The sequence below is a fragment of the Pseudomonas sp. HMSC065H01 genome, from assembly GCF_001815235.1.
Classification (GTDB): Bacteria; Pseudomonadota; Gammaproteobacteria; order Pseudomonadales; family Pseudomonadaceae; genus Pseudomonas; species Pseudomonas aeruginosa.
On record NZ_KV819932.1, the window covers coordinates 135,570 to 161,358 of the forward strand.

Consider the following 25,789-nt stretch of genomic DNA (forward strand, 5'->3'; position numbering starts at 1 on the left):
GCCGGCGCCTACCCTGGCGCCTGGCCGGACTCGCGCCCGGCTAATCGAATACCTCCGCCAGGCGCGGGGCGATCTTTTCCAGGGAAAGGATCTGCACCGCGGCATCGATCGCCGCCGCGGCCTTCGGCATCCCGTAGACCGCGCAACTGGCCTGGTCCTGGGCGATGGTGAGGAAGCCGCGCTCGCGCATCTGCTTGAGGCCCTGGGCGCCGTCGCGGCCCATGCCGGTCAGCAGCACGCCCACGGCGTCGCCACGCCAGTAGTTCGCCACGCTCTCGAAAAACACGTCGATGGACGGCCGGTAGACGAAAGAACGCGGTTCGGCGGTGTACACCAGCGAACCGTTGCGCAGCAGGCGGATGTGATTGTTGGTCCCCGCCAGCAGGATCTGCCCCGGTATCGGCGGCTCGCCATCGCGCGCCAGGCGCACCGGCAGCTTCGATTCGCTGGCCAGCCATTCGGCCATGCCGGCGGCGAATACCTCGTCGACATGCTGCACCAGCACCACTGCGGCATTGAAACTGGCCGGCAGTTGCTTGAGCAACACCGCGAGCGACGCCGGACCGCCAGCCGAAGCGCCGATCGCCACCAGACGCTGGCGCGCCCCGCCGGCCTTCGGCGGCACCACCTGGACCTTGCCACGGTTATCGCGCTGGCCGATCAGCCAGCCGACGTTCTGAATCTTGCGCAACAACGGCGCCGCCGCCGTTTGCGGGTTGCCGATGCCCAGCGCCGGCGTGTTCACCGCATCGAGCGCGCCATATCCCATCGCTTCGAAAACCCGGTGCACATTCTGCTCGATATCGACGGTAACAATCACGATCGCGCAAGGACTTTCCGCCATGATCCGACGAGTTGCCTCGACACCGTCCATCACCGGCATGAGCAGGTCCATCAGCACCACGTCGGGCGTATCGGCGGCGCACTGGGTCACCGCCTCGGCACCGTTGCTGGCGACCCAGACGATCTGGTGCTGCGGCTCGAAGGCCAGCGCGCGGCGCAGCGCCTCGACGGCCAACGGCATGTCATTGACGATTCCGATCCTCAACCCTGTGCTTCTCCGATCAGGACGACGACGGCATCCAGCAAGGCCTCATCGTGGAAACTGGCCTTCGCCAGATAATAGTCGGCGCCGGCGTCGAGACCGCGCCGACGGTCCTCCTCACGATCCTTGTAGGACACCACCATCACCGGCAGCGACTGCAGGCGGCTGTCGCGACGCACCAGGGTGACCAGTTCGATACCGTCCATGCGCGGCATGTCGATATCGGTGATGAGCAGGTCGAAATGCTCCGAGCGCAGGGCGTTCCAGCCGTCCATGCCATCCACCGCCACTGCCACGTCGTAGCCGCGGCCGAGCAGGAGCTTGCGTTCCAGCTCACGCACCGTGAGCGAGTCGTCGACCACCAGGATGCGCTTGCGTTGCGCCCCGCCGGCCTGCCGCCGGCTGCGATCGATGCGCTCCAGGCGGCCGCTGCTGAGCAGCTTGCCGACCGAATGCAGGAGGTCCTCGACGTCCAGGATCAGCACCGGCGAACCGTCGTCCAGCAAGGCGCCGGCGGAAACGTCGCGCACCTTGCCCAGGCGCGGATCGAGAGGCATCACCACCAGGGTACGCTCGCCGACGAAACGCTCCACGGCGACGCCGTAGACCGCATCGCGGTCGCGCACCACCACTACCGGGATGGCCCCTTCGGTGCGGCTGCTCTCGGGCCGCTGCAGCAGTTGCGCAGCCGAGACCAGGCCGACATGGCGACCCTCGTACCAGAAGTGCTGGCGACCTTCGAGCTGGACGATCTCCTCCGCTTCCAGCTCGCACATGCGCTCGATGTGCGCCAGCGGGAAGGCGTAGGCCTCCTCGCCGATCTCCACCACCAGGCTGCGCACCACGGACAGGGTCAGCGGCACCTCGACGTGAAACAGCGCTCCCTGCCCCTGGCGTTGCTCCATGCGCACGCCGCCGCGCAACTGGCGGACCATGTGCTGCACGGCATCCAGTCCGACGCCGCGACCGGACACCTCGGTGACCTGCTCGCGCATGCTGAAGCCGGGCAGGAAGAGAAACGCCAGGAGTTCCTCCTCGCTCAGTTGCGCCACGGTCTCGGCGGTGGCGAACTGGCGATTGAGCACGGTCTCGCGCAGGCGCTGCAGATCGATGCCGCCGCCGTCGTCGCTCAGTTCCAGGACCAGCATGCCGGCGTGGTGGCGGGCGCGGATGGTGATCCTGCCCTCGGCCGGCTTGCCGGCGGCGAGGCGGGTTTCCGGCGCCTCGATACCGTGATCGACGGCATTGCGTAGCAGGTGGGTGAGCGGCGCTTCGAGTTTTTCCAGGACATCCCGGTCGACCTGGGTGCTTTCGCCCTCGACCAGCAGGCGCACCTGCTTGCCCAGCGAGCGGCCCAGGTCGCGAACCATCCGCGCCTGGCCGCTAAGGACGTCGGCGAATGGCCGCATCCGCGAGGCCAGCGCCGCGTCGTAGAGCACCTGGGCACGCTGGCCGCCCTGCCAGGCGAACTCGTCGAGATCGGCGATGTGCTGCACCAGCATCTGCTGGCATTCGCCAATCAGTTGCCGCGCCTCGCCGAGCATGGCCTGGGCCTGCGGGTCGAGGGCGGTTTCCTGGACCGTCTCGCGTACCACGTCGAGCGCGCGGCTGGCGCTGGACTGCAGGCGACGCAGGCGTTGCAGGGAATCGGCCAGCGGCTTGATGCGCTGGAACTCCACCAGCGACTTGCTGGAGATATCCAGCAGCCGGTCCAGGCGTTCGGCGGTGACCCGCAGGACCCGGCTGCGGCGCTCCTCGGCCTGTTCGCCGCCCGCCTGCCCGGCGGGCTCCTCGTCGTTGTCGTCGCTGGCGGCCGCTGACGCCGCTGGCGGCGCCTCGGGGACCGCTTCCGGCAGACCGGGAGTCGTCGCCGGCAGCTCCGCGCGGGCCAGCGGCAGGCCGCTGCGCACCAGGCCTTCGAGGCGCAGCACCAGGCCGTCGATCTCTTCCCGCCCGGCGCCTTCGGCCCAGCCTGCGTCGCCGGCTGGCGGGGTGCCGATACGCAGCAACAGGTCGCAGCCCTGGAGCAACGCATCGATATGTTCCGATTGCAGGAGCAGGCGTCCGTCCTGCGCCTCCACCAGGCAATCCTCCATGACGTGCGCCACGCGCACGCCGGCGTCCAGCCCGACGATACGCGCCGCGCCTTTCAGCGAGTGCGCGGCGCGCATGCAGGCTTCCAGTTGGTCGGCCTGGGTCGGGCTGCGCTCCAGCGCCATCAGGCCGGCGTTGAGCACCTGGGTCTGGGCCTCCGCCTCGAGCCGGAACAGCTCGAGCAGCGACGCGTCTCTCATCTGGTCCGGGGTCATGCCAGGCTCCGCGCTACGGCTTGCAGGAGAGGGCCTTCGTCGAGCAGGGTGATGCTCCGCTCGCGCCATTGCAGCACGCCGGCCACGTGCCGGCGCGAGGCCTGGCCGTCGGCGTGGTTGGGCGGCAGTATCCGCGCCAGCGGAATCGCATGGATGCCGTCGACTTCCTCCACCGGCGCCACCACCGGACCGCCGGCGGCGGAAATGATCAGCATGCGCGGAACCACCCGGCGCTCGCTGACCGGCGCGGCGCCGGGTTCGAGATCCAGCAGTTCGCCGAGGGAAAGGCAGGCGACCAGCGCGCCGCGCACGTTGGTCACCCCTTGCAGGGCGCGCGAGCGCTGGTGCGGCAGGGAATGGATAGGATTCATCGGCGCCACTTCCACCAGGCTGCCGGTGGCCAGGCCGAACCACTCTTCGCCCAGGCGGAACACCAGGATCGAACGCGTCTCGCCGAGGTCGCTCTGTTCGCGCTGGCTGTCCATCGTTTCGGCGCTGTCGAGCTGGTCCTGGCGCAGGGCGATGCGGTCCAGCAAGTAGGTCGCCGCGGCAGCGTAAACCTCGCAGTTGCGGCAATGGACATGCTCGGCCAGGCGTTCGCAGGACTTGTCGCCATGCACGCCGATGCGGTTCCAGCAGTCATCCACCTGTTGGGTATCGAGCAAGGTCAGGCTCGCCTCAACCATCTTTGTTCACTCCACGGGCCGCACGTTGCTGCAGGCGCCGGGCGCCGGCATGGTCGCCGCGAGCGGCGAGCAGCGCCGCCAGGTGCGCCAGCGCCTCGGCGTGCTGCGGCTCCAGGTACAGGGCCTTGCGGTAGAAATCCTGGGCTTCCTGCTCCTGCCCGGCGACATCGCTGAGCAGCCCGAGCCAGTAGAAGACCGTGGCCGACGGCCCACGCGCGGCCAGTTGGCGCTCGCAGGCGGCGCGCGCCTCGCGGTGCTGGCCGGCATCCGCCAGGCGGGCGATTTCGTCGAACTCGCCGACGGGACTGGCGAGGGGCTGGCCGCTGGCTGGTGGAACCAGGCTGGACAGCCGCTGGCGCGGTTTCGCCGGTGGCGGCGGCGAAGGCCGAATACTCGCACGCTCCACGGCGGCGGCAACCACCGGGCGCGCTCCGTCGCTCACCGCCTTGGGCCGCGCGCCGCGGGGCGCCTCGCTGGTCCGGCGGAACACGAAAGACAGCGGCACGCCGATCGGCTGCATGCCATGCTGGCTGAGCAGGCTCGCCTCGGCTGGTCCGATGAACATCGCGCCGTCCGGCCGCAACAGGCGCTTGAGCACCTCGACCACCTCGCTCTGGGTCGGGCGGTCGAAATAGATCAGCAGGTTGCGACAGAACACGAAATCGTAGGGTGCCTCGCCCGCCAGTAGCCCGGGATCGAGCAAATTGCCGCAGCGGAAGCGCACCTTGCGGCGAACCTGCTCGGCCAACTGGTAGCCCTCGGCAACCTCGCTGAAATGGCGGTCGCGAAACCCCAGTTCGTCGCCGCGGAAGGAATTCCTGCCGTACACCCCGAGGCTGGCGCGCTCGATCACCCGAGCGCTGACGTCGAGGGCGTCGACCTCGAACAGGTACTCGGAGAGCCCGGCATCGAGCAAGGCCATGACGATGGAATACGGCTCCTCGCCGGTGGAACAGGGCAGGCTGAGGATCCTTAGCGCGCGTCCGCCGCCCAGGCTCGGCAGGCGCTCGAAGGCCAGCCTGGCGAGGGTGGTGAACGACTCCGGGTAGCGGAAGAACCAGGTCTCCGGCACCACCACCGCTTCGATCAGCGCCTGCACCTCGCCCGGCGAGCCGTTCAGGCGCATCCAGTATTCGTCCTCGTCGTGCAGCGCGAGGCCGCTCATGCGCTGGCGTACCGCGCGCTCGATCACCGCGCTGCCCACCGAGCTGGCATCCAGGCCGATCCTGCTCTTGAGCAGGCGTTCGAAGCGATCGTTCATGCCGTCCCCTCGCCGCACTCCGGCGGGAACAGCAGGGCGCGCACTTCGTCGGGCAGCAATGCCTCGACCCGCACCCATTGCACCAGTCCCCGTGGTCCTTCATAGACCGGACCGAGATAGCGGGCCTCGCCGTTGTCCAGGCCATAGTCGCGGAACGCCGACGGTTCGCAACGCAGGGTATCGGTGGCCTGTTCGAGGATCAGTCCGAGCCAGACCGGCTCCCGGTCCTGGCGGGCGCGGTATTCGACCAGCACGATGCGCGTGCTGGTGCGGGCCAGCGCCGCGCGGCCGAAGGCCATTGCGCAGAGGTCGAGCACCGGGACCAGGACGCCGCGATGGGAGAACACCCCGGCGACCCATTCCGGCGCCTCCGGAATGCGCTTCAGGCGCAGCAGCGGCAGCACTTCGACCACTTCGCGGGCATCCAGGGCATAGCGGTCGCCTTCCATGCGGAACAGCAGGAACAGCTTGCTGGTGCGTCGATGATCGCCGGTGGAGCGGGACACGGTCACAGCCTCAGACTTTGAAGCGGGATACGCCGTTGCGCAGCCCGTTCGCCACCAGGTTCAGCTCATCGATGGCGAAGCTGGCCTGGCGCAGCGACTCCACGGTCTGCCCGGTGGCCTCGCCCAGTTGCACCAGCGCCTGGTTGATCTGCTCGGCACCGGTAGCCTGGGCCTGCATACCCTCGTTGACCATCTGCACCCGCGGCGCCAGCGCCTGCACCTGCTGGATGATCTGCGACAGTTGCTCGCCGACCTGGCCGACCTCGGCGATACCGCGGCGGACCTCCTCGGAGAACTTGTCCATGCCCATCACCCCGGCCGATACCGCCGACTGGATCTCGCGCACCATCTGCTCGATGTCGTAGGTGGCGACCGCGGTCTGGTCCGCCAGCCGGCGCACCTCGGTGGCCACCACGGCGAACCCGCGGCCGTACTCGCCGGCTTTCTCCGCCTCGATGGCGGCGTTCAGCGAGAGCAGGTTGGTCTGGTCGGCGACCTTGACGATGGTGGTGACCACCTGGTTGATGTTGCCGGCCTTCTCGTTGAGGATCGCCAGCTTGGCGTTGACCAGGTCGGCCGCGCCCATCACGTGGTGCATGGTTTCCTCCATGCGCGCCAGGCCCAACTGGCCGGAACCGGCCAGGGTCGACGTCTGCTCGGCGGCGCCGGAGACTTCGCTCATTGTCCGCACCAGGTCGCGCGAGGTGGCGGCGATCTCGCGAGAAGTGGCGCCGATCTCCGTGGTGGTCGCGGCGGTTTCGGTGGCGGTGGCCTGCTGCTGCTTGGAGGTCGCGGCGATCTCGGTGACCGAGGTGGTGACCTGCACCGAAGAACGCTGGGCCTGCGACACCAGGCCCTTGAGCTCTTCGGCCATGCCGTTGAAACCGGTCTCGATGGCGCCGAATTCGTCACGCCGGCCGAGGTTCAGGCGTGCGGTGAGGTCGCCACCGGCCATCAGGTCGAGGCTGCGGACGATCTTCTGGATCGGCTGGGTGATCGCCCGCAACAGCAGGAACCCGCAGATGCCGGCTACCACCACCGCCAGCAGCAGGGTCACCAGCATGCTCAGTTCGGCATCGTCCACCGCGTTTACGATGTTGTCCGAGGCGCGGTCGGCGATGTCCTTGTTCAGCTCGATCATCTCGTTGAGGTACTTGCGGCCCTCGCGCCAGTGCTCGGTCAACGGGCCGGCGACGAGCTTGCCGGCTTCCTCGAAGCGCTTCTCGCGGTAAAGCTCGAGCACCTTGTCGTGCTGCTCCAGGTAGTCCTTGCGCACGGCCTGGAAACCGGCGAGCAACTCGTGGTCGCGGGCCTCGTCGGGGTTCATGGTCTTCTGGTAGGAGGCGATCTGCTGGTCCAGGCGCTCCTCGCTGGCGAGGATACTGTCGGCCTCGGCCTTGCTCAGCTCGTGGTCGTCGGTGATGCCGAACAGTTCCTGGGTCTGCAAGTAGTTGTCGGTCCACGAACTGCGTACCAGCGTGATGAAGTACATCCCCGGCATGGCGTCGTCCTGGACACGGTAGGCGCCCTTTTCCACCGTCAACATCTTCACGTACGCAGTAGCGGCCATCAGCAGCATGATCGCGATGATCACGGCGAAACTTGCCAGGATTCGCTGGCGAACAGTCCAGTTCTTCACATTTTTCCCCAAGACTCGAGTCCGGATTCGTTCCTGCCGCCACAACGGCCCGTCAATCGCGCGGACTGTATAGGCCGTCCCCGGCACCGGCAAGCAGCGCCATAGGGTTTTCCCGCTATTGTAGGCGCTGGAAAGGCGTTTTTTGACGCCAGAAGTGTGGCAGAAAGAGAAAGAAAGAAAACTGGCAAGCCAGACTTTTCTGAGAAGACAGGCTCATCACGGAGGGAATGTGCGCCCCGTCCCCATGCCGGGAACGGGGCGCGATTTCACCGGTGGATGTCGGTATGGCGGGTTTCGCGGAGGAACAGCAAGGCGCAGACCAGGCTACCGCCGGTGATCAGCACCGGATACCAGAGGCCGTAGAAGATGTCGCCGGTGTACACCACCAGGGCGAACGAGACCGTGGGCAGGAAGCCGCCGAACCAGCCGTTGCCGATGTGGTACGGCAGGGACAGCGAGGAATAGCGGATGCGGGTCGGGAACAGTTCGACCATCAGCGCCGCCAGCGGGCCATAGCAGAGGGTGGAGATCAGTACCAGGGCGAAGATGATGGCGATCACCATCGGCTTGTTCACCTGGCTGCCGTCGGCCTGCTGCGGATAGCCTGCCGTCTTCACCGCGGCCGCCATCGCTTCGGCGTCGAAGCCGGCGATCTCGGTCTCGCCGATCCGCACCCTGACGTCGCTGCCGGCGGGCGCCGCCACCGTCGAGTAGGGCAGGCCGGCCTTGACCAGGAAGGTCTTGACCTTGTCGCAGGGGCTGTCGAAGGTCGCCTTGCCTACCGGGTCGAACTGGAAAGTGCAGGTCGCCGGGTCGGCCACCACGCTGATCGGCGACTGCCGGCTGGCCTGGTCGATGGCCGGGTTGGCGTAGTGGGTCAGGCCCTTGAACAGCGGGAAGTAGAACAGCGTGGCGAGCAACAGGCCGGCCAGCAGCACCGGCTTGCGGCCGATGCGGTCGGACAGCCAGCCGGCGACGATGAAGAACGGCGCGCCAAGCACCAGGGCGACGATCAGCAGACCGTTGGCGGTGCCGCCATCGACCTTGAGCACCTGGGTAAGGAAGAACAGCACGTAGAACTGCGCCGTGTAGAAGGTCACCGCCTGGCCGGCATTGATGCTGAACAGCGCGGTCAGCACCACCTTCAGGTTGCCCCACTGGGTGAAGGACTCGCGCAGCGGCGCCTTGCTGACCTTGCCCTCGGCCTTCATCTTGAGGAACGCTGGCGACTCGCGCATGGACAGGCGGATCCAGGTGGAGATGCCCAGCAGGACGATGGACAGCAGGAATGGCAGGCGCCAGCCCCAGGTCTCGAACTCGTCGCCGGTCAACTGGCGACAGGCCAGGATCACCAGCAGCGAGAGCAACAGGCCGAGGGTCGCGGTGGACTGGATCCAACTGGTGTAGCTACCGCGCTTGTTCGCCGGGGCGTGCTCGGCGACATAGATCGCCGCGCCGCCGTACTCGCCGCCCAGGGCCAGGCCCTGGAGCATGCGCAAGGTGACCAGGATGATCGGCGCGGCGACCCCGATCGAGGCATAGGTGGGCAGCAGGCCGACAGCGAAGGTCGACAACCCCATCAACAGGATGGTCACCAGGAAGGTGTACTTGCGCCCGATCATGTCGCCCAGGCGGCCGAACACCAGCGCGCCGAAGGGCCGCACCAGGAAGCCGGCGGCGAAGGCCATCAGGGCGAAGATGAAGGCCGTGGTGTCGTTGACGCCGGCGAAGAACTGCTTGCTGATCACCGCCGCCAGGGCGCCGTAGAGGAAGAAGTCGTACCACTCGAAGACCGTGCCCAGCGAGGAGGCGAAGATCACCTTGCGCTCCTCCTGGGGCGTGGTCGCAGGCACTGTGTAGGAAGGGGTCGTTGCGTACTCGGTCATTGCGGCTCTCCCGCCCCTTGTGGGGGCTCTTATTGTTGTCTGCCATTTCCGTTTTCAGCGTCGACCGCTGCGGCGCCGGGCGCCACGCGATACGGGGTGTAGCGATCCTCAGGCCTCCACCGCCTCCTTGCCGCCGGCCGCCATGGCGCTTTCGACGACCTGCGGCGCGGCCTCGCGGCGGCGCTCGGCGAGAATCATCTGCGCCGCCTTCTCGGCGATCACCAGCACCGGCGAACAGGTGTTGCCGGAGGTCAGGCTGGGCATGATCGAGGCATCGGCGATGCGCAGGCCGGGGATTCCGTGCACCCTCAATTGCGCATCCACCACCGCTTGCGGCCCCTGGCCCATGCGGCAGGTGCCGGCAGGGTGGAAGATGGTGGTGCCGATCTCCGCCGCAGCGCGCTGCAGATCCTCTTCGCTGCGGTATTCCGGGCCGGGCTTGTATTCCTGCGGACGGAAGGCGGCCAGCGCCGGTGCGGCGGCGATGCGGCGGGTCAGGCGTATGGCGTCGGCGGCGACCTTCAGGTCGCGCGGATCGCTCAGGTAGTTGGGCTGGATCGACGGCGCCTCGCCCGGGTCGAGCGAGCGGATGCGCACCGTTCCCCGGCTGTGCGGACGCAGGTCGCAGACCGACGCGGTGAACGCAGGGAAGGCATGCAGCGGCTCGCCGAAGCGATCCAGCGAGAGCGGCTGGACGTGGTATTCGAGGTTGGCCGAGGGCTGCTGCGGATCGGAGCGGGCGAAGGCGCCCAGTTGGCTCGGCGCCATCGACAACGGCCCGCTGCGGCTCGCCAGGTAGCGCAGACCCATGCCCAGCTTGCCCCATAGGCTGCCGGCGATCTGGTTGAGGGTGGGAACGCCGTCGACCTTGTAGATCATGCGCAGCTGCAGGTGATCCTGGAGATTGCCACCGACCCCGGGCAACTCGTGGACGACCCCGGCGCCGAGCCGCTCCAGCAGGTCCCGCGGGCCGATCCCGGAGCGTTGCAGCAGGCACGGCGAACCGATCGCGCCGGCGCTCAGGACGATCTCGCGGCGCGCCTCGAAGCGCTGCTCGCGGCCCTGCCAACGGACCGACAGGGCCCTGGCGCGGCCGTCCTCGAGGAGCACTCGCTGGACTTCGGCATGGGTCAGAACCGTCAGGTTGGCGCGCTGGGCGATGCCGCGCAGGAAGCCTTTCGAGGCATTCCAGCGCACCCCGCCGCGCTGGTTGACCTGGAAGTAGCCGCAGCCTTCGTTGTCGCCACCGTTGAAATCCTCGACGCTGGCGATGCCGGTCTGCGCCGCCGCCTGCTGGAAGGCATCGAGCAGCTTCCAGGAGAGCCGCTGGCGTTCTACCCGCCATTCGCCGCCGGCGCCGTGCATTTCGCTGGTCCCGGCGAAATGGTCCTCCATCCTGCGGAACAGCGGCAGCAGCTCTCTCCAGCTCCAGCCCGGATTGCCTTCGGCCACCCACTGGTCGTAGTCGCGGGCCTGGCCACGCATGTAGATCATGCCATTGATCGAGGAGCATCCTCCGAGCACCTTGCCGCGCGGGTACTTCAGGGAACGACCGTTGAGCCCGGGGACCTCGTCGGTGTCGAAGCACCAGTCGGTACGCGGGTTGCCGATGCAGTAGAGGTAGCCGACGGGAATGTGGATCCAGGGATAGTTGTCCGGGCCGCCGGCTTCCAGCAGCAGGACACGGTTGGCAGGGTCGGCGGAAAGCCGGTTGGCCAGCAGGCAGCCGGCAGGTCCGGCGCCAACGATGAGGTAGTCGTAGGTATCCAGTACCTCGGGCATGGCGAGCCTCGTCTTGTCATTCTTGTGATGGGCCGTCGGACCTGCGGATGACCGGCAAGTCTCGAACGGCTTGAGGCTAGTCGTTCATTCGCGATAAAAAAACAAACGTTTCGGGGCAGCTATTGTTCGTTTTCTAACAGCCCCCCTCGGCCCGGCAGAAGGCGCTCCCCATGTTCGACTGGAATGACCTGCGTTTCTTCCTCGAGTTGCAGCGCAGCGGTCGCCTGCTGACCGCCGCCAAGCGTCTCGGCACCACTCACGCCACGGTGGCCCGGCACATCGAGAACATCGAGCGCGACCTCGGCACCCAACTGTTCGCCCAGCACACCGGCGGCTACCAGTTGACTCCGGCCGGCCAGGCGCTGCTCAAGCACGCCGAGGCGATGGAGAACACCGCGCTGCTCGCCCAGGAAGAAATGAGCCAGAGCATCTCGCCGCTGGGGCAGATCCGCATCGGCGTCACCGAAGGCCTCGGCAGCGTCTTCCTCGCTCCGCGCCTGGCGCAATTGATGCGCCACTACCCGGGCCTGGAGGTCGAGCTGGTCTCGGTGCCGCGCTTCGTCAGCATCACCAACCGCGAAGCGGACATCGCCATCTCCCTCGACCGGCCGAGCGCCGACCTGGTGATCACCCGCCTGCTGACCCGCTATCGCCTGGCGTTGTTCGCCAGCCCCGCCTACCTGGAACAGGCGCCGCCGCTGCGCGACCGCGACGACCTCGGCAGGCACCAGTGGATCGGCTACGTCGACGACCTGCTGTTCAGCCAGGAACTGATGTTCCACCACAGTTTCTGCCGCCACCCGCAGGTCGTGTTCCGCAGCACCAGCGTGGTCGCCCAGCAGCAGGCGGCACAGGCCGGCATCGGCCTGGCGATCCTGCCGCACTTCATGGGTAGCCGCGATCCGTTGCTGGTACCGGTGCTGCCCGAGGAAAGCATCCAGCGCGAGTACTGGATGAGCACTCGGCGGGAGTTGCACCGCTCGGTGCGCCTGCGGGTGGTCTGGGACTTCCTGCTGGAGCTGTGCCAGCGCGAGCGAGAGGTTCTGCTCGGCCCTTCGGCAACGCCGCCGCCCTGATGGCGGCGGTTATCCGCGGAACGACACTCCGCCGTCTCAGGCCAGGCGTTGCAGCGCCTGTCTGGCCTGGTTCTCCAGCTCCAGCTTGAACGAGGGCTCCAGGCGCAGCTGCCGCGCCAGCTCCTCGAGGTAGGAGCGCTCCATGAAGCTTTCCTCGTCGACCATCAGCAGGCTGGCCAGGTACATCTCCGCGGCGATCTCCGGGGTGCTCGCGGCACGGGCGATCTCGGCCGGGTCCAGCGGCTTGTTCAGCTCGCGCTCCAGCCAGCCCTGCACCTCGCGGTCACTGGTCAGCTTGGCCACCTCGCCTTCGATCATCTGCCGTTCGCGCTCGTCGATGTGGCCGTCGGCCTTGGCCGCACCGACGATGGCCTGGAGGATCGCGTGGCTATGCACTTCGGCCTGGGCTTCCGGCAGGCGGTCGACGGTCTGCGGCTGCGCCTGCGGCGCGGCGCCGTTCTGTTGCTGCTGCCAGTTGTTGTAGGCCTTGTAGGCGATCACCCCGAGCGCGGCGAGGCCGCCGTAGGTGATCGCCTTGCCGCCGAACTTGCGCGCCTTCTTGTTTCCCAGCAGCAGGCCGATGGCGCCGGCCGCCAGGGCTCCGCCGCCGGCGCCGGAAAGCAGGCTGCCGAGCTGTCCGCCGCCGCTGGCGCCGGGCTTGCCGCCGGACTTGTTCTGCAACATTTCCTGCCCGGACTTGAGCAATTGGTCGAGCAAACCACGGGTATTCATGAGGAACCTCCAGGACGTTCGGTAACAACCGGATTCGACCGACTCTAGCCCTTCGCGTCCGCGCTGCCCGCCGGGAGTTTGCTTCGAGATATTGCCGGCCTCCCCGGACACCGTGGCAAAGCGCGACACATGTCACATTTCTCCAGATAGAGGCCTAGTGCCAGCAGAAAGCCCTTCGACGCGCCGGCATGGCCCTCTAAACTCCGCGCCCGCCCGCGACTGCGGGTCGGCGTCCAACGCCAGCCGCTCCGCGCGCATTCGCAACAGCAAACTGTGAACATGGCTCCCCCGAGCCACCCACTGCCTCGCAAAGGACTTCCCATGACCATCTCCCGCCGCGACTTCCTGAACGGCGTAGCCCTGACCATCGCCGCAGGCCTGACCCCCGCCGAGATCCTCCGCGCCGCCCCCGGCGGCCGCTACTATCCGCCCGCGCTCACCGGCCTGCGCGGTAGCCATCCGGGCGCCTTCGAAGTCGCACACCAGATGGGCTGGGAGAAGAAGACCTTCGATGTCGACCACCTGCCGATCGAAGAGGAATACGACCTGGTGGTGGTCGGCGGCGGCATCAGCGGCCTCGCCGCCGCCTGGTTCTATCGCGAACGGCACCCCGCGGCGCGCATCCTCGTCATCGAGAACCACGACGACTTCGGCGGCCATGCCAAGCGCAACGAATTCCAGGCCGGCGGGCGCACCATCCTCGGCTACGGCGGCAGCGAGTCGCTGCAATCGCCGAACGCCCTCTACAGCGAAGACGCCAAACACCTGCTGAAACGCCTGGGCGTCGAGCTCAAGCGCTTCGAGACAGCCTTCGACACCGACTTCTACCCCGGCCTGGGCCTGTCCCGCGCGGTGTTCTTCGACAAGGCCAGCTTCGGCGTGGACAAGCTGGTCAGCGGCGACCCAACGCCGATGGTTGCCGACGAGGTCCCCCGCGATCGTCTCAATGCCCGCTCCTGGCGCGCCTTCATCGGCGATTTCCCGCTGAGCCGCGAAGACCGGGAGGCGCTCATCGCGCTGTACGAATCACCTCGCGACTATCTTGCCGGCAAGAGCGTGGAAGAAAAGGAAACCTACCTGGCGAAGACCAGCTACCGCGACTACCTGCTCAAGAACGTCGGGCTCTCGGAAACCTCGGTGAAGTACTTCCAGGGCCGCAGCAACGACTTCTCTGCCCTCGGCGCCGACGCCCTGCCGGCGGCCGACGCATACGCCGCCGGCTTCCCCGGCTTCGACGCCCTCGGCCTGCCGCAACCCAGCGAGGAGGCCCAGGCGGAAATGGACGAGCCGTACATCTACCATTTCCCCGACGGCAACGCCTCGCTGGCTCGGCTCATGGTGCGCGACCTGATCCCCGCGGTGGCGCCGGGCCGAGGCATGGAGGACATCGTCATGGCCCGCTTCGACTACTCGAAGCTGGACCTCGCCGGGCACCCGGTGCGCCTGCGCCTGAACAGCACCGCCGTCAGCGTGCGCAACCGCGCCGGCGGCGTCGATGTCGGCTACAGCCGCGCCGGCCGCCTGCACCGGGTACGCGGCAAGCACTGCGTGATGGCCTGCTACAACATGATGGTGCCGTACCTGCTGCGCGACCTCTCCGAGGAGCAGGCCCACGCGCTGAGCCAGAACGTCAAGTTCCCGCTGGTGTACACCAAGGTATTGCTGCGCAACTGGCAGGCCTGGAAGACCCTCGGCATCCACGAGATCTACGCGCCGACCCTGCCCTACTCGCGGATCAAGCTGGACTTCCCGGTCGACCTCGGCAGCTACCGGCATCCACGCGACCCGCGGCAGCCGATCGGCGTGCACATGGTCTACGTGCCGACCACCCCGAACGCCGGCATGGACGCCCGCACCCAGGCTCGCGTAGGCCGCAGCAAGCTCTACGCGATGAGCTTCGAGCAACTGGAAAAGGACATCCGCGACCAGCTCCAGGCCATGCTCGGCCCGGCGGGCTTCGACCACCGCCGCGACATCACCGGCATCACCGTGAACCGCTGGTCGCACGGCTACTCCTACTTCATGAATACCCTCTACGACGACGAGGCGGAAAGCGAAGCGCTGATGGAACTGGCGCGAAGCAAGGTCGGCAATGTCGCCATCGCCAACTCGGATGCGGCCTGGGATGCCTACGCCCATGCCGCCATCGACCAGGCGGTGCGGGCAGTCCGCGAACTGGGTTGAAGGACGGCGACGGCAGCGGAACCCGCGCTGCCGTCGCGCCCTTCCGATGTCCAGCAAGACTGACAGAAATGTACTGACAGCGATTTCAACCCCTACTCCACGAAAGCCGTTCAAAGACCCTATGTTTCTCGGCCTCCCCTCGAAATAACCTAGGGAAAACACATAGGAAATTTCCTACTAGCATTCAGAAAAGTCCTGATTAAACCGACAGACACCATCGCTAGAATTCGAGCCCGTCCGGAGCTGCCTCCTGGCGGATTATCCGCATGCCGGCGTTGCCGGTAGCCGCTGCGGAAACCTCCACCTCGATCGGGTTCGATTTCATGAAAACACGCGTCATCCTCGTCGACGACCACGCCCTCACCCTGATCGGCATGCGCTATCTGCTGAGTGCGTACGACGACCTGCGGATCGTCGCCCAGGCCCAGGACGCCGATGGCTTGCTGGCGCAGCTCGAAGCGCACCCCTGCGACCTGCTGATCACCGACCTGATGATGCCCGGCAGCCAGCAGGCCGACGGCTTGCGCCTGGTGCAGAAGGTCCGGCGGCGCTATCCGGACCTGCCGATCATCGTCGTCACCATGCTCGGCAACCCGGCACTCGTTTCATCCCTGCTCAAGCTGGGCATTCACGGCCTGGTGAGCAAACGCGGCATGCTCGACGATCTGCCCAAGGCGATCCGCCACGCCGGCCGTCGACCATTCATCTCGCGCTCCATCGCACACCTGCTGGAAGTGGGCGAAGCCGAGCACGGCAAGCCGCTGGCCAGCCTCGAACAACTCACCCCGCGCGAAGTGGAAGTGCTGCGCCTGTACGGCAGCGGCCTGGCGGTCGGGGAAATCGCCATCCGACTGTGCCGCAGCAAGCAGACCATCAGCGCGCAAAAGAGCAGCGCCATGCGCAAGCTTGGCCTGGACAGCAATGCCGGACTCTTTATCTACATCCGGGAAAACGGCCTGGCCTGAGCAGCGCGGCCGCGATATGTCCGCCCCGCCAGCCCGCTTCGCAAGGTCCGCGCAGCCGCTAGAATGTCCCGCAGCGCCGGGCGTCTTCCGTGCCCGCCTCCGCCAAAGGACTCTTTTCACATGGACCGTAACCGCCGCCTCTCCGCCCGACTCTGCCTCCTGCTGCTGGGACTCGCCAGCCAGGCCGAAGCCCGCGAACCGCAGCCCTGCGCGTCGCGACTGCTTGACGCCGTAGCCAGGCAGGTCGGCCACGATGGCTGGATAGCCCCTTCGTACGAATCTTCCGGTCCGTTCCTCGCCGTGGCCTGCAAGCCCTGGCCGGACGACCCCGCGCAGACGGTGATCGCCATGGCCTACCTGGATCCGGGCGACACCGCCGTGGAAGGCGAACGCCACCCGCATCTGCTATTGGCCAAGGCCGACAGCCGCAGCGGCAGGCTGCTCGAACGCTACGACAGCGACTTCGAAGAAGACGCCTCCGTCGCCGTCGGCAGCGACAGCCTCTGGCTGGACACCGCGCGCTATCGCCTGAGCCCGACGGTGCGCGCCTTCGGCGTGGTATTCCATAGCGTGGCGCGTGGCGCCAGTTGTCCGGAAGCCGGCTTCGACAACCTGCTGACCCTGGTGGTGCCGGCCGGCGAAGGCAAGCTGCGGCCGGTGCTCAATACCTACCTGGACCAGTGGAGGACGCTGAAAGGCTCGGTCTGCTCCGCCGAGCCCGGGTTCGAACAGGAAGTCTCGCACCTGACCCTGGAACTCGGCCGCGGACGCTCCAACGGCTTTGCCGACCTGGTCATCACCTCGCGGGTCAGCGACGGCGAAACGGAGAACGGCAAACCCTTGCGCACGGTGAAGCGCACGCTGCGCTATGACGGCGAGCGCTACCCGTTCGAGGAGTATTCGGACTTCTGGCACCGCCAGTGAGGGGAGACCGTGGCCAGCAGCCACGGCGAAACAGCGGAACCGCGCGCCCGCCGCAAGGGACGGACGCGCCCGGGGAACTCAGCTCTCGCTGGTTTCCTCGCTCTCTTCGACGGGCGCCGGCTCCTGCTCCGGCTCGCCTTCGTCGTCCTGCTCGTCGTCCGACTGGCAATACGGGGTCGGGTCCTGCGGCCAGATCGCCTTGCCATTGCCGTCGAGCAACTGTTCGGCGCCGCAATCGGTGGTGGCCACGGTGAAGCGCGGCTTGCCGTTCAGGTCGTACAGTGCGCGCAAGGTTTCCGTCGCCTCGTCGCCAGTGCCGCTGACTTCGTAGCCCAGGATGTAACCCTGCTGCGGATTCACCTCCAGCTTCTGCCAGAGCGCTGGAACCAGCGTGCGTCCCTGGCGATCGAGCAACACGGTGTGGGCAGCGTTGTCCATACCGTCGAGACCTTCCAGGAAACGACCGTCATACGCAGACTGGATGCTGATCAGTTCGTCCGGCTCCAGCAGCATCTTGCCGCTGCGGTCCATCAGGCCCACCACCGGCACCTGGCTTTCCGAACCCATGAAGCTGACGGTCTTCTGCGGCCCGCCCTTCTTCGCCACGACGAACAGGTCGTTGCCCAGCGCGCCGATCTGCGCATAACCCGGCTTCACCCACTCGCTGCCTTCGTCGAGGTTGAAGATGCCGAAGTCGGCGCTGAACAGGCCGGTGCTCACGCCGACGGCAGCCAGGCCGGGCACGTCGACGGTGTAGCCAAGCGCGGTGAGGCCGGCGCTGTCGGCCGAATCGTACTGCGGCTGCACCTTCCAGGCGCCGCTGCGATCGATCAGGCCGTACTTGCCCGACGAGCCATCTTCCATGCGCTGCTGGGCCAGCCCACCCTGCTTGCCGAAGGCGCCGCAACCGGCGAACTGGGCGGCGATCGCCACCTTGCCCTGGTAGTCGAGGTAGCCACAGGGGCTGTCGTACTTCTCGCGGAACGCGACCAGGCCGTTGGCCGGGGTGCCCAGGTAATCGTAGCTCTTGCCGTCACCGACCACGTCGCCCTTGGCATCCACCAGTTGGGAGCCCTTGCCGATGACGCTGGCGCTCATCACGCCGTCGTGGAGGTCGCCCAGGCTCTCGTAGGCCACGGCCTTCTGTTCGCCGGTAGCGAGGTTGATGATCCACTTCTCCTCGCCACGCTCGGCGCTGATCAAGCCGCCGTGTTCGGCGACGCTGCCGTTGACCAGGGTGGTATCGTAGAGCGCCTCGGTGAGCTGCTTGCCCTTGGCATCGAGGATGCCGCGCTTGCCATCGATCTCGTAGATGATGAATTCGTTGGCACTGTTGGGGTAGATGTCGTCGAAACGCGGCGCCTGGACTTCCTTGCCCTGGCCGTCGACCACGCCGTACTTGCCATCGCGGACGAAGCCATAGAGGTTGGGGGTGAGCAGCGACAGGGCTTCGCCGATATCGTCGCGCAACACCTTGCCGTCCTTCGCCTGGATCAGGTTCCAGCGCTCCTCGCGCGCCGCCATCAGGGTGCCCTGGTAGGCGCTGGCGACGATATTGTCGTAGTCGTTGTCGAACGACACGAGCAGCTTGGCGTCCTGGTCGATCACCGCGCACTGGCCGTTGAGGCATAGCGGGATGCTCAGTGCAGCCATGCTCGGTGCGGCCGGTTGCGGCGCGACCGCCGCAGGCTTCGGCGCATCGTCGCCCTGGTTGCAGGCGCTGAGGAGCAAGGTTGAAACGGAGACGGCGAGGGTGTTGCGGCCGATACGCGACAGTCTTTGCATGCGGATATGTTCTCGTATGATCCCTGAGATATGTGTCCAGCCGCGATGCGCGCGACATCGCGGAACGCGGTAGCCTTCCCGACGGAAAGGCGCGGGCATGATGCCCGTGCCGCGGACCGCCTGGCAATGCCCTGATCCGGCGGCTCGGCGACAGGCGGCGCGCTTGCTGGCAGAATCGCGGCTTTCCGCAAACCGCGCAGGTACCGCCCCATGAACGACCGACTGCAGATCGAAGACCTCCTCCTGGGCGACGGCAAGGAGGTAGTGAAGGGTGCGCTGATCACCACCCAGTACAAGGGCACCCTGGAAGACGGCACGCTGTTCGACTCCTCCTACGAGCGCGGCCGGCCATTCCAGTGCGTGATCGGCACCGGACGAGTGATCAAGGGTTGGGACCAGGGCCTGATGGGCATGAAGGTCGGTGGCAAGCGACGGCTGTTCGTCCCTTCCCACCTGGCCTACGGCGAACGGCAGGTCGGCGCGCACATCAAGCCCCACTCCAACCTGCTGTTCGAGATCGAACTGCTGGAAGTGCTCACCCGCGACGACTGAGCCGAGGGACGGCGGCGGCCTCTGGCCGCCCGTGCCGAACCAATGCGCAGGACGAATAGTCGCTCGGCTACCCGCCCTGCACGAAGCCGGTTTCTCTTCTAATCCGCGGGGCGAGCCGCGGAACCCGTGGCAATGGCGCGAGGCAGGCCGTCCAGCGCACGCAGCAGGCAGAACCCCAGGACGGCCCCCGCCGCGCCCGCGACCAGCATCAGGCCGATCGCGCCCGACCAGTCGAAACGGCTGACGATCAGGCCGATCAGCAAGGGGCCGATCACCTGCCCCAGGTAGTTGCCCTGCATTACCCAACCGATGGCCAGTGGCGTCAGCGAAGGCGCGGGCGAGGCCAGCGGCGCGGTCGCCAGCACGGTGGTGGGGAGCATGCCGGCGACCGCCGAGAAGACGAACCCCAGCGCAATCGCCAGGAGCCCCGGCGTCGCGGCATGGAAGAACGCCGCACCGGTGAGTCCCATCAGGATCGCGGTGCTCGCCAGCAAGGCGCCGGGACGTATGCCGCGGGAAAGGATGAAGCCCGCCGCGACATTGCCCAGGGCGTTCGCCGCGACGATGGCCGCGCCGATGAGTCCCGCAGTCTCCAGGGCGACGCCCAGGCGCTGCATGAGGAACACGGGGAGGAACGTCATCAGGGCGAAGAACTGCAGGTTGTAGGTGGTGAAGCCGAGCGCCAGCAGGGTGATCGCCGGAACCTTGAGCAACGTGCCAAGACCGGCCGGCCTCACGCCTGCCGCCCTGCACCCATCGTCGGCAGGGACGCTGAGCGGCAGCAGCAGCGCCGCGACCAGTACCAGCAGTGCGCTCAGTTGCCAGTCGGCACGCCAGTCCGCGAGCAGCGGCCCGAACAGCATCGAGAGGGCGATTCCGCCTGCCATGAAGGTGCTCCACAGACCGAACACCACGCTGCGCCGCGTCTCGCTGGTGATCCTGTGCAACACGGCGGGCGCCGCCACTACCACGATGAGGAAACCGAGCCCCTCGACGAAGCGAGTGGCAAGCAACCAGGCGAAGTCCTGCATCGACGCACCGAGGAGGCTCGCCCCGCCGAGAATCGCCAGCCCACCGGTCAGCAGCCGGCGGTCTCCCCAGCAACGCACCAGGAGGCCGGCGGCGATGCCGCCGAATACGCCGACGAACGGAAAGGCGGACATGATCCAGCTCAGCGCGGCGAAGTCGCCGCCGAAGCTCCGTTGCAGCGACGGCAGGGCGATGGTCGCCTTGCCGACATGCAGGGCAGCGGCGATGCCGGCGAAGATCACATTGGCAACTGCCAGCCATCGCGGGCTGGCCTGGGGGTGCGGACGAGCGGGAGTGGACGGGCTATCCATCGTTGCCTCCGGGCATGGAGTGGCGCCCGGCAAGATCGCCAGACGCTCTGCGCGGATTCTGATAGCTCAAGTTAACTTGAGGTAAAGAGCCCAGGAATCAAACGATGTGTTCCATCGCCCGCACCAATGGCAATCCGGCACGCCCGCTCAGTAGAAGTGCTCGCCGTAGAGGTCCCAGGCATTGCGCCGGGCTGCCCGGCGCAGTTGCTCGGTGTAATCCCGCCGACCGACGGCGGATCGTCCCGAGCTGGCAGCGACAGCTTCGGTCTCGGTGCGGGACGGTTTGTTGCGCGGAGTGTTCAGGGACATGGCGGCGTCACCAGTTCATCCCCGTCGCCGGCCCGCTCAGCAGTGCCTTCGCCATGCCGCGGGCGGACGCCAGGTCCGGCGCCACGCTCACCGGCGGGCCGTAGACAGCCTGCAGCACCGGCGCCAGTTGCTGCAGGTCGGCGAGGTTGTCCGGCTGGCCGTTGGCACTGAGCAGGATGCCCCGGCAATGCTCGACGAAGCGCTGGCGATTTTCCTTGAGCCACAACACCAGGCGCTTGCGCGCCTGCTGGTCGCCTTCAGCTGTTTCCTGCGGGAGCGGCGGATAGACCAGGGCGAAATCGCGCTCGACGGCCAGCAGCGCCTCGACCTCCTCCAACCAGCGCTCGACATCGGCCAGCTCGCGGGGCATCTCGCGGACCTGGACCAAGGGAAAGGCATCGATATCCAACAGGCTCTTAGCGGGGGCATTCATGGGGGGACTCCTGCGGGGAGGCAAGGCGGAGGAATGAGCGGAAGTGCTTGCCAAAACAGTACTGTACGATACAGTTCTTAAATGACCAGCGTCAACCCTAACGAGAAACGCTCTCAGCAAACCGCCTGGAGGCTTGAACGGACCGTCCCGACGGCCCACCATGCGCACCTTCCGACCGCCACCCCGCGAGGCCCGATACCGCTCATGAACGATGCTTCTCCCCGTCTGACCGAACGCGGCAGGCAACGCCGCCGCGCCATGCTCGACGCCGCTACCCAGGCCTTTCTCGAACACGGTTTCGAAGGCACCACCCTGGACATGGTGATAGAACGGGCCGGTGGTTCACGGGGGACCCTGTACAGCTCCTTCGGCGGCAAGGAGGGCCTGTTCGCCGCGGTGATCGCCCACATGATCGAGGAAATCTTCGACGACAGCGCCGATCAGCCGCGCCCCGCCGCCACGCTGAGCGCCACCCTCGAGCATTTCGGCCGGCGCTTTCTCACCAGCCTGCTCGATCCCCGCTGCCAGAGCCTCTATCGCCTGGTGGTGGCGGAATCCCCGCGGTTTCCGGCGATCGGCAAGTCCTTCTACGAGCAGGGGCCGCAGCAGAGCTATCTGCTGCTCAGCGAGCGACTGGCCGCGGTCGCTCCTCACATGGACGAGGAAACGCTCTACGCGGTGGCCTGCCAGTTTCTCGAGATGCTCAAGGCCGACCTGTTCCTCAAGGCCCTCAGCGTGGCCGACTTCCAGCCGACCATGGCGCTGCTGGAAACCCGCCTCAAGCTGTCGGTGGACATCATCGCCTGCTACCTGGAACACCTGTCGCAGCGCCCCGCGCAGGGCTGAGCGACGCGCCGATCAGGCGGAGGGCGGCAGCGCCTGGCCCGGCAGTTCGGTGAGGTGGATCTCGGTGACCAGGGGTTCCTGGCGCGGCAGGGTACGTTCGAGCAGGGGTGAGAAACGCGCCAGCGCGCCGATCAGGTCCCACTGGGTCTCCAGGGCGGCCCCCAGCTCCGAGAGTTCGTTCAGGACCCGATGACCGACCCGTTGCAGGCGTGGCTCTTCGCTCTGGCTGAGCTCCACCGAAAGGTGCGCCAGCATGGTGGTCATGTTGTTCATGTTGCGTGTCGCCAGGACCAGGATATTGGCCAGCAGGGCGACATCGCTGTCAGGCAGGGAGGCGTGGGGAGAACCGGCGTTGGCGTGCATGCGAGCATCCTTTCTCGAAGTGCGGTCCGGAGCGAACGTCGCGGGAGAATAACATCATATTGCCATTACGCAATATCTCCCACGAAACGCTCAGGTTGATTTCCTGATGCCAGGCAGACCGCCAAGGTCGGCAAAGGTTTCCATCAGGTGGGCCGCCAGCGCCTCGCCGCGCCGACGGCCCCGACGGCTCACTGCATTTCCAGGGATTTGCGCGGCGGCGTGCTGCGATGAGCGGCTCGCAGGTACTGCGGCGGCCAGGGCATCTGCTCGTTGCGCAATTCGTCGGCGGCGTGCAACGGCCAGTACGGATCGCGCAACAGTTCACGGGCAAGCAGGATCAGGTCGGCCTGACCGGTGCGCAGGATATGCTCGGCCTGCACAGGCTCGGTGATCATGCCCACCGTGCCGCTGGCGATGCCGGCCTCCTTCTTCACCCGTTCGGCGAACTCGGTCTGGTAGCCCGGTCCTACCGGGATTTCCGCATTCGCCGCGGTACCGCCGGAAGACACGTCGATCAGGTCCACGCCCAGGTCCTTCAGGCGCCGGGCCAGTTCCACGGTCTCGTCGGGGTTCCAGCCATCCTCCACCCAGTCGGTGGCGGACAGCCGCACGAATAGCGGCAACTCTTGCGGCCAGGCCTTGCGCACCGCGGCGGTGACCTGCAGAAGCAGGCGGATGCGGTTCTCGAAGCAGCCGCCGTACTGGTCGCGACGCTGGTTCGACAGCGGCGAGAGGAACTGATGCAACAGGTAGCCGTGGGCCGCATGCACCTCCGCGACCTTGAAGCCGGCAGCCAGGGAGCGCTCGGCGGCGCGTACGAAGGCCTGCACCAGCGCCTCGATCTGCGCCTCGCTCAGGGCCTCGGGGGTCGTGTGCTGGGGATCGAACGGGATCGCCGACGGCGCCACCGGTATCCAGCCGCCGTCGCCGATCGGCACGCTGCCGTGCTTGCCCAGCCACGGCCGCCAGGTACTCGCCTTGCGCCCGGCGTGGGCCAGCTGGACCCCGGCGACCGCGCCCTGGGACTCGATGAAACGGGTGATGCGATGCAACGGCTCGACATGCGCGTCGCTCCAGATGCCGAGGTCGTCAGCGGTGATGCGCCCCTCGGGCAACACCGCGGTGGCTTCGACTATCACCAGGCCGGCGCCGCCCACCGCGCGGCTGCCCAGGTGCACGAGATGCCAGTCGTTGGCCAGGCCCTCCTGCGCCGAGTACTGGCACATGGGCGATACGGCGATGCGGTTGGGCAAGGTGATTTGACGCAGGCTAAGAGGCTCGAACAGCAGACTCATGGCAGGACTCCCGGTCGGTCTTGGAATAAGTGCTCACACCTGAACTTTAGACCGGGTTCGCGGAGGCCAACGGCCCAAGCGACATAAAGCAGCCGCCCTCCTGGCGGAAGACGGCTTGAGCGACCCCGACCGGCATTCCTTCCTGGAGTGCCGGCCGGGACCACCGAGCTTACAACGCGCTCGGGCAGGTCACGCCGACGGTGCTGAACGCCCGGGTGACGTCAGCCGCCGAGTAGTTGCGGTTCTGCGCCGAGCGAATCACCCCGCAGGCGCCGCTGTTGTAGTTGCTGGTGGCGGTCCAGTAATAGCGGTTGGCGTCGACGAACACCTCGAAGGCCTTGCGGGTATCCCAGCCCGGCGAATTGGCCAACAGGTAGAACGCACGGTTGTACACGCCGCTGGAGTGGTGCACGTCGATGCCGTTGTAGTACTGCGACGCGTTGTCGATGGATCGCCCGTCGCGGCTGGGCTGGTCCATGTAGCGCAGCGCACCGCTGCCCTTCTTGATGTCGTAGCCGATCAGGAAGTCGTTCTTGCCGCGCATGTAGAACTCGGCTGCCTCGCCGGCCATGTCGGAGAACGCTTCGTTCATTCCGCCTGATTGCCCGCGGTAGATCAGCCCGGAGTTCTGCTCGGTAAAGCCGTGGCTGACCTCGTGGGCCGCCACGTCCAGCGACACCAGCGGATAGAACATGGTGGCGCCGTCGCCGAAGAGCATCGCCGTGCCGTCCCAGTAGGCGTTCTCCACGCTGCGCCCGTAGTGCACCTTCATGTACAGCTTGTGGGTCAGCGGGCTGGTGCCGAACCAGTCCCGGTACAGTTTGAACACCACGCCGCCGAAGAAATGCGCGTCGTTCAGCGGCGAATAGGCGCCGTTGACCTGCTTGTAGGTGTTGGTCGGGCAGGCGAAGCGGAACGGCGTGGTCTTGCTGTCGTCGGTGCTGCTGTTCATGTCGACGGTGATGACGTTGCCGTCGTCCATCTCGCAGCGGTCGTTGACGATCAGCGGACCGTAGTCGCTACCGTAGGTGTACTTGCCGATCTTCTGGTTGCCGCCGGGGCCGCCCGCCTCGGCGTGGGCCAGGCCTTCCCACTGATCGAGCACTTCGCCGGTCTTGGCGTCGATGACGAAATGCGGCCGCGACAGTCCCTCGCCGGGAATCAGGTAGGAGACGTTGTAGACCAGTTGGGCGATGTTGTTCTCGCCCAGGCGGATCACCAGTTCCACTTTGTCATTCTCGGTCTTGCGGCCCTGGGCCTTCAGGCTCTTGGCCTGGGCCAGCACCTGCTCGGCGGATACCGCCGCGGTGGTGCTGCCCGGCAGGTCGGCGGCGATGTTGGCGACGAAATGGCCGCTGCGCTGCGCCGCCACGCTCTTGCCGGGACCCTTGACTTCGGTGATGGCTTCGCCGACCACCCGTACGCCGTTGTGGAATTGCTCGTAGCGGGTGACCTGCTTGCCGTTGGGCAGGGTCGTGCTGCGGATCGCTTTCAGTTCGTCGGCACCGCCAGCGCCGACCGCGGCTTGCAAGGTGACCGGGCCGGGCGCGCCCTGGGCAGCCTTGCTGGGGAGTTTGGACACGTCGATCAGGTCGGCGGCAAAAGCGGCCGGCGAAACACCCATGATCGCAACGAACAACAGGTCAAGCGTAGAAACCTTCTTCATCTTGTTCAGTTCTCCTGGTTTTTTCAGGCCGAAGTACTCGGCCGACGCTTACCGCCGCCTTGTGGGCTGATCGGAACAGCCGTATCAGTCCTTCGGGTAGAAGGAACTGCACTCCCCTGGCTCGGTCCCGTTTTCGACGGTGCTTTCGTGTACCAAAAAGAACCCGCGGCCAAACCTGCCAGAACTGGCAGGTAGCCTTGATTTC

22 protein-coding genes are annotated in these 25,789 nt (G+C 66.8%); 6 read left to right on the top strand and 16 right to left on the bottom strand.

Annotated elements, in window-relative coordinates:
* Nucleotides 1–40: 40 nt before the first annotated feature.
* The 8 genes from wspF to HMPREF3014_RS28085 form a co-directional block, all read right to left on the bottom strand.
* Nucleotides 41–1,048, bottom strand: a complete 1,008-nt coding sequence (wspF, locus tag HMPREF3014_RS28050) for a Wsp signal transduction system protein-glutamate methylesterase WspF (protein WP_003092534.1) — start codon at nucleotides 1,046–1,048, stop codon at nucleotides 41–43.
* The gene (gene wspE / locus HMPREF3014_RS28055; protein WP_003103736.1) at nucleotides 1,045–3,354 is read right to left on the bottom strand and encodes a Wsp signal transduction system sensor histidine kinase WspE; all 2,310 of its coding nucleotides are present in this window, start codon (nucleotides 3,352–3,354) and stop codon (nucleotides 1,045–1,047) included. Before wspE ends, wspF begins: the two co-directional genes overlap by 4 nt.
* On the bottom strand, nucleotides 3,351–4,040 hold the full coding sequence (locus tag HMPREF3014_RS28060; RefSeq protein ID WP_003103738.1) for a chemotaxis protein CheW: 690 nt from the start codon (nucleotides 4,038–4,040) through the stop codon (nucleotides 3,351–3,353). The genes wspE and HMPREF3014_RS28060 overlap by 4 nt, the downstream gene beginning before the upstream one ends.
* On the bottom strand, nucleotides 4,033–5,301 hold the full coding sequence (locus tag HMPREF3014_RS28065; RefSeq protein WP_003113845.1) for a CheR family methyltransferase: 1,269 nt from the start codon (nucleotides 5,299–5,301) through the stop codon (nucleotides 4,033–4,035). Before HMPREF3014_RS28065 ends, HMPREF3014_RS28060 begins: the two co-directional genes overlap by 8 nt.
* Nucleotides 5,298–5,813, bottom strand: coding sequence for a chemotaxis protein CheW (locus tag HMPREF3014_RS28070; protein ID WP_028681257.1), 516 nt, complete (start codon nucleotides 5,811–5,813; stop codon nucleotides 5,298–5,300). Before HMPREF3014_RS28070 ends, HMPREF3014_RS28065 begins: the two co-directional genes overlap by 4 nt.
* A 4-nt stretch (nucleotides 5,814–5,817) precedes the next feature.
* Nucleotides 5,818–7,446 (bottom strand): Wsp signal transduction system chemoreceptor WspA, encoded by a 1,629-nt coding sequence (gene wspA / locus HMPREF3014_RS28075; RefSeq protein ID WP_003113844.1) that lies wholly within the window; start codon nucleotides 7,444–7,446, stop codon nucleotides 5,818–5,820.
* A 266-nt stretch (nucleotides 7,447–7,712) separates the two neighbouring features.
* Nucleotides 7,713–9,332: an MFS transporter gene (locus HMPREF3014_RS28080; RefSeq protein WP_003106293.1), complete on the bottom strand. Its 1,620-nt coding sequence runs from the start codon at nucleotides 9,330–9,332 to the stop codon at nucleotides 7,713–7,715.
* Nucleotides 9,333–9,440: 108 nt separating this feature from the next.
* Nucleotides 9,441–11,114, bottom strand: a complete 1,674-nt coding sequence (locus HMPREF3014_RS28085; RefSeq protein WP_003159433.1) for a GMC family oxidoreductase — start codon at nucleotides 11,112–11,114, stop codon at nucleotides 9,441–9,443.
* A gap of 170 nt (nucleotides 11,115–11,284) precedes the next feature.
* Between HMPREF3014_RS28085 and HMPREF3014_RS28090 the strand changes: the two genes are divergently transcribed.
* Entirely contained in the window at nucleotides 11,285–12,190 is a 906-nt protein-coding gene (locus tag HMPREF3014_RS28090; RefSeq protein ID WP_003092552.1) for a LysR family transcriptional regulator, read from the top strand.
* 36 nt (nucleotides 12,191–12,226) lie between these two features.
* Here the strand turns inward: HMPREF3014_RS28090 and HMPREF3014_RS28095 are convergent, their stop codons facing one another.
* Nucleotides 12,227–12,922 carry a tellurite resistance TerB family protein gene (locus HMPREF3014_RS28095; RefSeq protein WP_003106298.1) on the bottom strand — a complete coding sequence of 232 codons (696 nt, stop codon included), beginning with the start codon at nucleotides 12,920–12,922 and terminating at the stop codon, nucleotides 12,227–12,229.
* A gap of 321 nt (nucleotides 12,923–13,243) precedes the next feature.
* Here HMPREF3014_RS28095 and HMPREF3014_RS28100 point away from each other — a divergent pair, with 321 nt between their 5' ends.
* From HMPREF3014_RS28100 to HMPREF3014_RS28110, 3 genes are all read left to right on the top strand, one after another.
* Nucleotides 13,244–15,106 (top strand): flavin monoamine oxidase family protein, encoded by a 1,863-nt coding sequence (locus HMPREF3014_RS28100; RefSeq protein ID WP_003113842.1) that lies wholly within the window; start codon nucleotides 13,244–13,246, stop codon nucleotides 15,104–15,106.
* 323 nt (nucleotides 15,107–15,429) lie between these two features.
* On the top strand, nucleotides 15,430–16,071 hold the full coding sequence (locus tag HMPREF3014_RS28105; RefSeq protein ID WP_003092560.1) for a two-component system response regulator TtsR: 642 nt from the start codon (nucleotides 15,430–15,432) through the stop codon (nucleotides 16,069–16,071).
* Between the two features lie 120 nt (nucleotides 16,072–16,191).
* Nucleotides 16,192–16,995: a PA3715 family protein gene (locus HMPREF3014_RS28110; RefSeq protein ID WP_003113840.1), complete on the top strand. Its 804-nt coding sequence runs from the start codon at nucleotides 16,192–16,194 to the stop codon at nucleotides 16,993–16,995.
* Between the two features lie 78 nt (nucleotides 16,996–17,073).
* Here HMPREF3014_RS28110 and HMPREF3014_RS28115 read toward each other — a convergent pair whose 3' ends face one another.
* Nucleotides 17,074–18,780, bottom strand: a complete 1,707-nt coding sequence (locus tag HMPREF3014_RS28115) for a WG repeat-containing protein (RefSeq protein ID WP_023087092.1) — start codon at nucleotides 18,778–18,780, stop codon at nucleotides 17,074–17,076.
* 210 nt (nucleotides 18,781–18,990) lie between these two features.
* Between HMPREF3014_RS28115 and HMPREF3014_RS28120 the strand changes: the two genes are divergently transcribed.
* Nucleotides 18,991–19,332, top strand: a complete 342-nt coding sequence (locus tag HMPREF3014_RS28120) for an FKBP-type peptidyl-prolyl cis-trans isomerase (RefSeq protein WP_003092567.1) — start codon at nucleotides 18,991–18,993, stop codon at nucleotides 19,330–19,332.
* A 98-nt stretch (nucleotides 19,333–19,430) separates the two neighbouring features.
* On the opposite strand, the gene HMPREF3014_RS28125 is transcribed toward HMPREF3014_RS28120, so the two are convergent.
* The 3 genes from HMPREF3014_RS28125 to HMPREF3014_RS28135 all read right to left on the bottom strand — a co-directional run bounded on the left by HMPREF3014_RS28125 (nucleotide 19,431) and on the right by HMPREF3014_RS28135 (nucleotide 21,414).
* Nucleotides 19,431–20,672: an MFS transporter gene (locus tag HMPREF3014_RS28125; RefSeq protein ID WP_023087091.1), complete on the bottom strand. Its 1,242-nt coding sequence runs from the start codon at nucleotides 20,670–20,672 to the stop codon at nucleotides 19,431–19,433.
* A 147-nt stretch (nucleotides 20,673–20,819) separates the two neighbouring features.
* Nucleotides 20,820–20,981: a MexR antirepressor ArmR gene (gene armR, locus HMPREF3014_RS28130; protein WP_003100689.1), complete on the bottom strand. Its 162-nt coding sequence runs from the start codon at nucleotides 20,979–20,981 to the stop codon at nucleotides 20,820–20,822.
* Between the two features lie 7 nt (nucleotides 20,982–20,988).
* Nucleotides 20,989–21,414 (bottom strand): hypothetical protein, encoded by a 426-nt coding sequence (locus HMPREF3014_RS28135; protein WP_003100688.1) that lies wholly within the window; start codon nucleotides 21,412–21,414, stop codon nucleotides 20,989–20,991.
* 204 nt (nucleotides 21,415–21,618) lie between these two features.
* Here HMPREF3014_RS28135 and nalC point away from each other — a divergent pair, with 204 nt between their 5' ends.
* On the top strand, nucleotides 21,619–22,260 hold the full coding sequence (nalC, locus tag HMPREF3014_RS28140; protein WP_003109635.1) for an efflux system transcriptional repressor NalC: 642 nt from the start codon (nucleotides 21,619–21,621) through the stop codon (nucleotides 22,258–22,260).
* Between the two features lie 12 nt (nucleotides 22,261–22,272).
* Here the strand turns inward: nalC and HMPREF3014_RS28145 are convergent, their stop codons facing one another.
* The 3 genes from HMPREF3014_RS28145 to lasB all read right to left on the bottom strand — a co-directional run bounded on the left by HMPREF3014_RS28145 (nucleotide 22,273) and on the right by lasB (nucleotide 25,584).
* On the bottom strand, nucleotides 22,273–22,623 hold the full coding sequence (locus HMPREF3014_RS28145; RefSeq protein WP_003100685.1) for a hypothetical protein: 351 nt from the start codon (nucleotides 22,621–22,623) through the stop codon (nucleotides 22,273–22,275).
* Nucleotides 22,624–22,811: 188 nt separating this feature from the next.
* Nucleotides 22,812–23,918 (bottom strand): NADH:flavin oxidoreductase/NADH oxidase, encoded by a 1,107-nt coding sequence (locus tag HMPREF3014_RS28150; RefSeq protein ID WP_003100683.1) that lies wholly within the window; start codon nucleotides 23,916–23,918, stop codon nucleotides 22,812–22,814.
* 169 nt (nucleotides 23,919–24,087) lie between these two features.
* On the bottom strand, nucleotides 24,088–25,584 hold the full coding sequence (gene lasB / locus HMPREF3014_RS28155; RefSeq protein ID WP_003113835.1) for a M4 family elastase LasB: 1,497 nt from the start codon (nucleotides 25,582–25,584) through the stop codon (nucleotides 24,088–24,090).
* Nucleotides 25,585–25,789 lie beyond the last annotated feature (205 nt).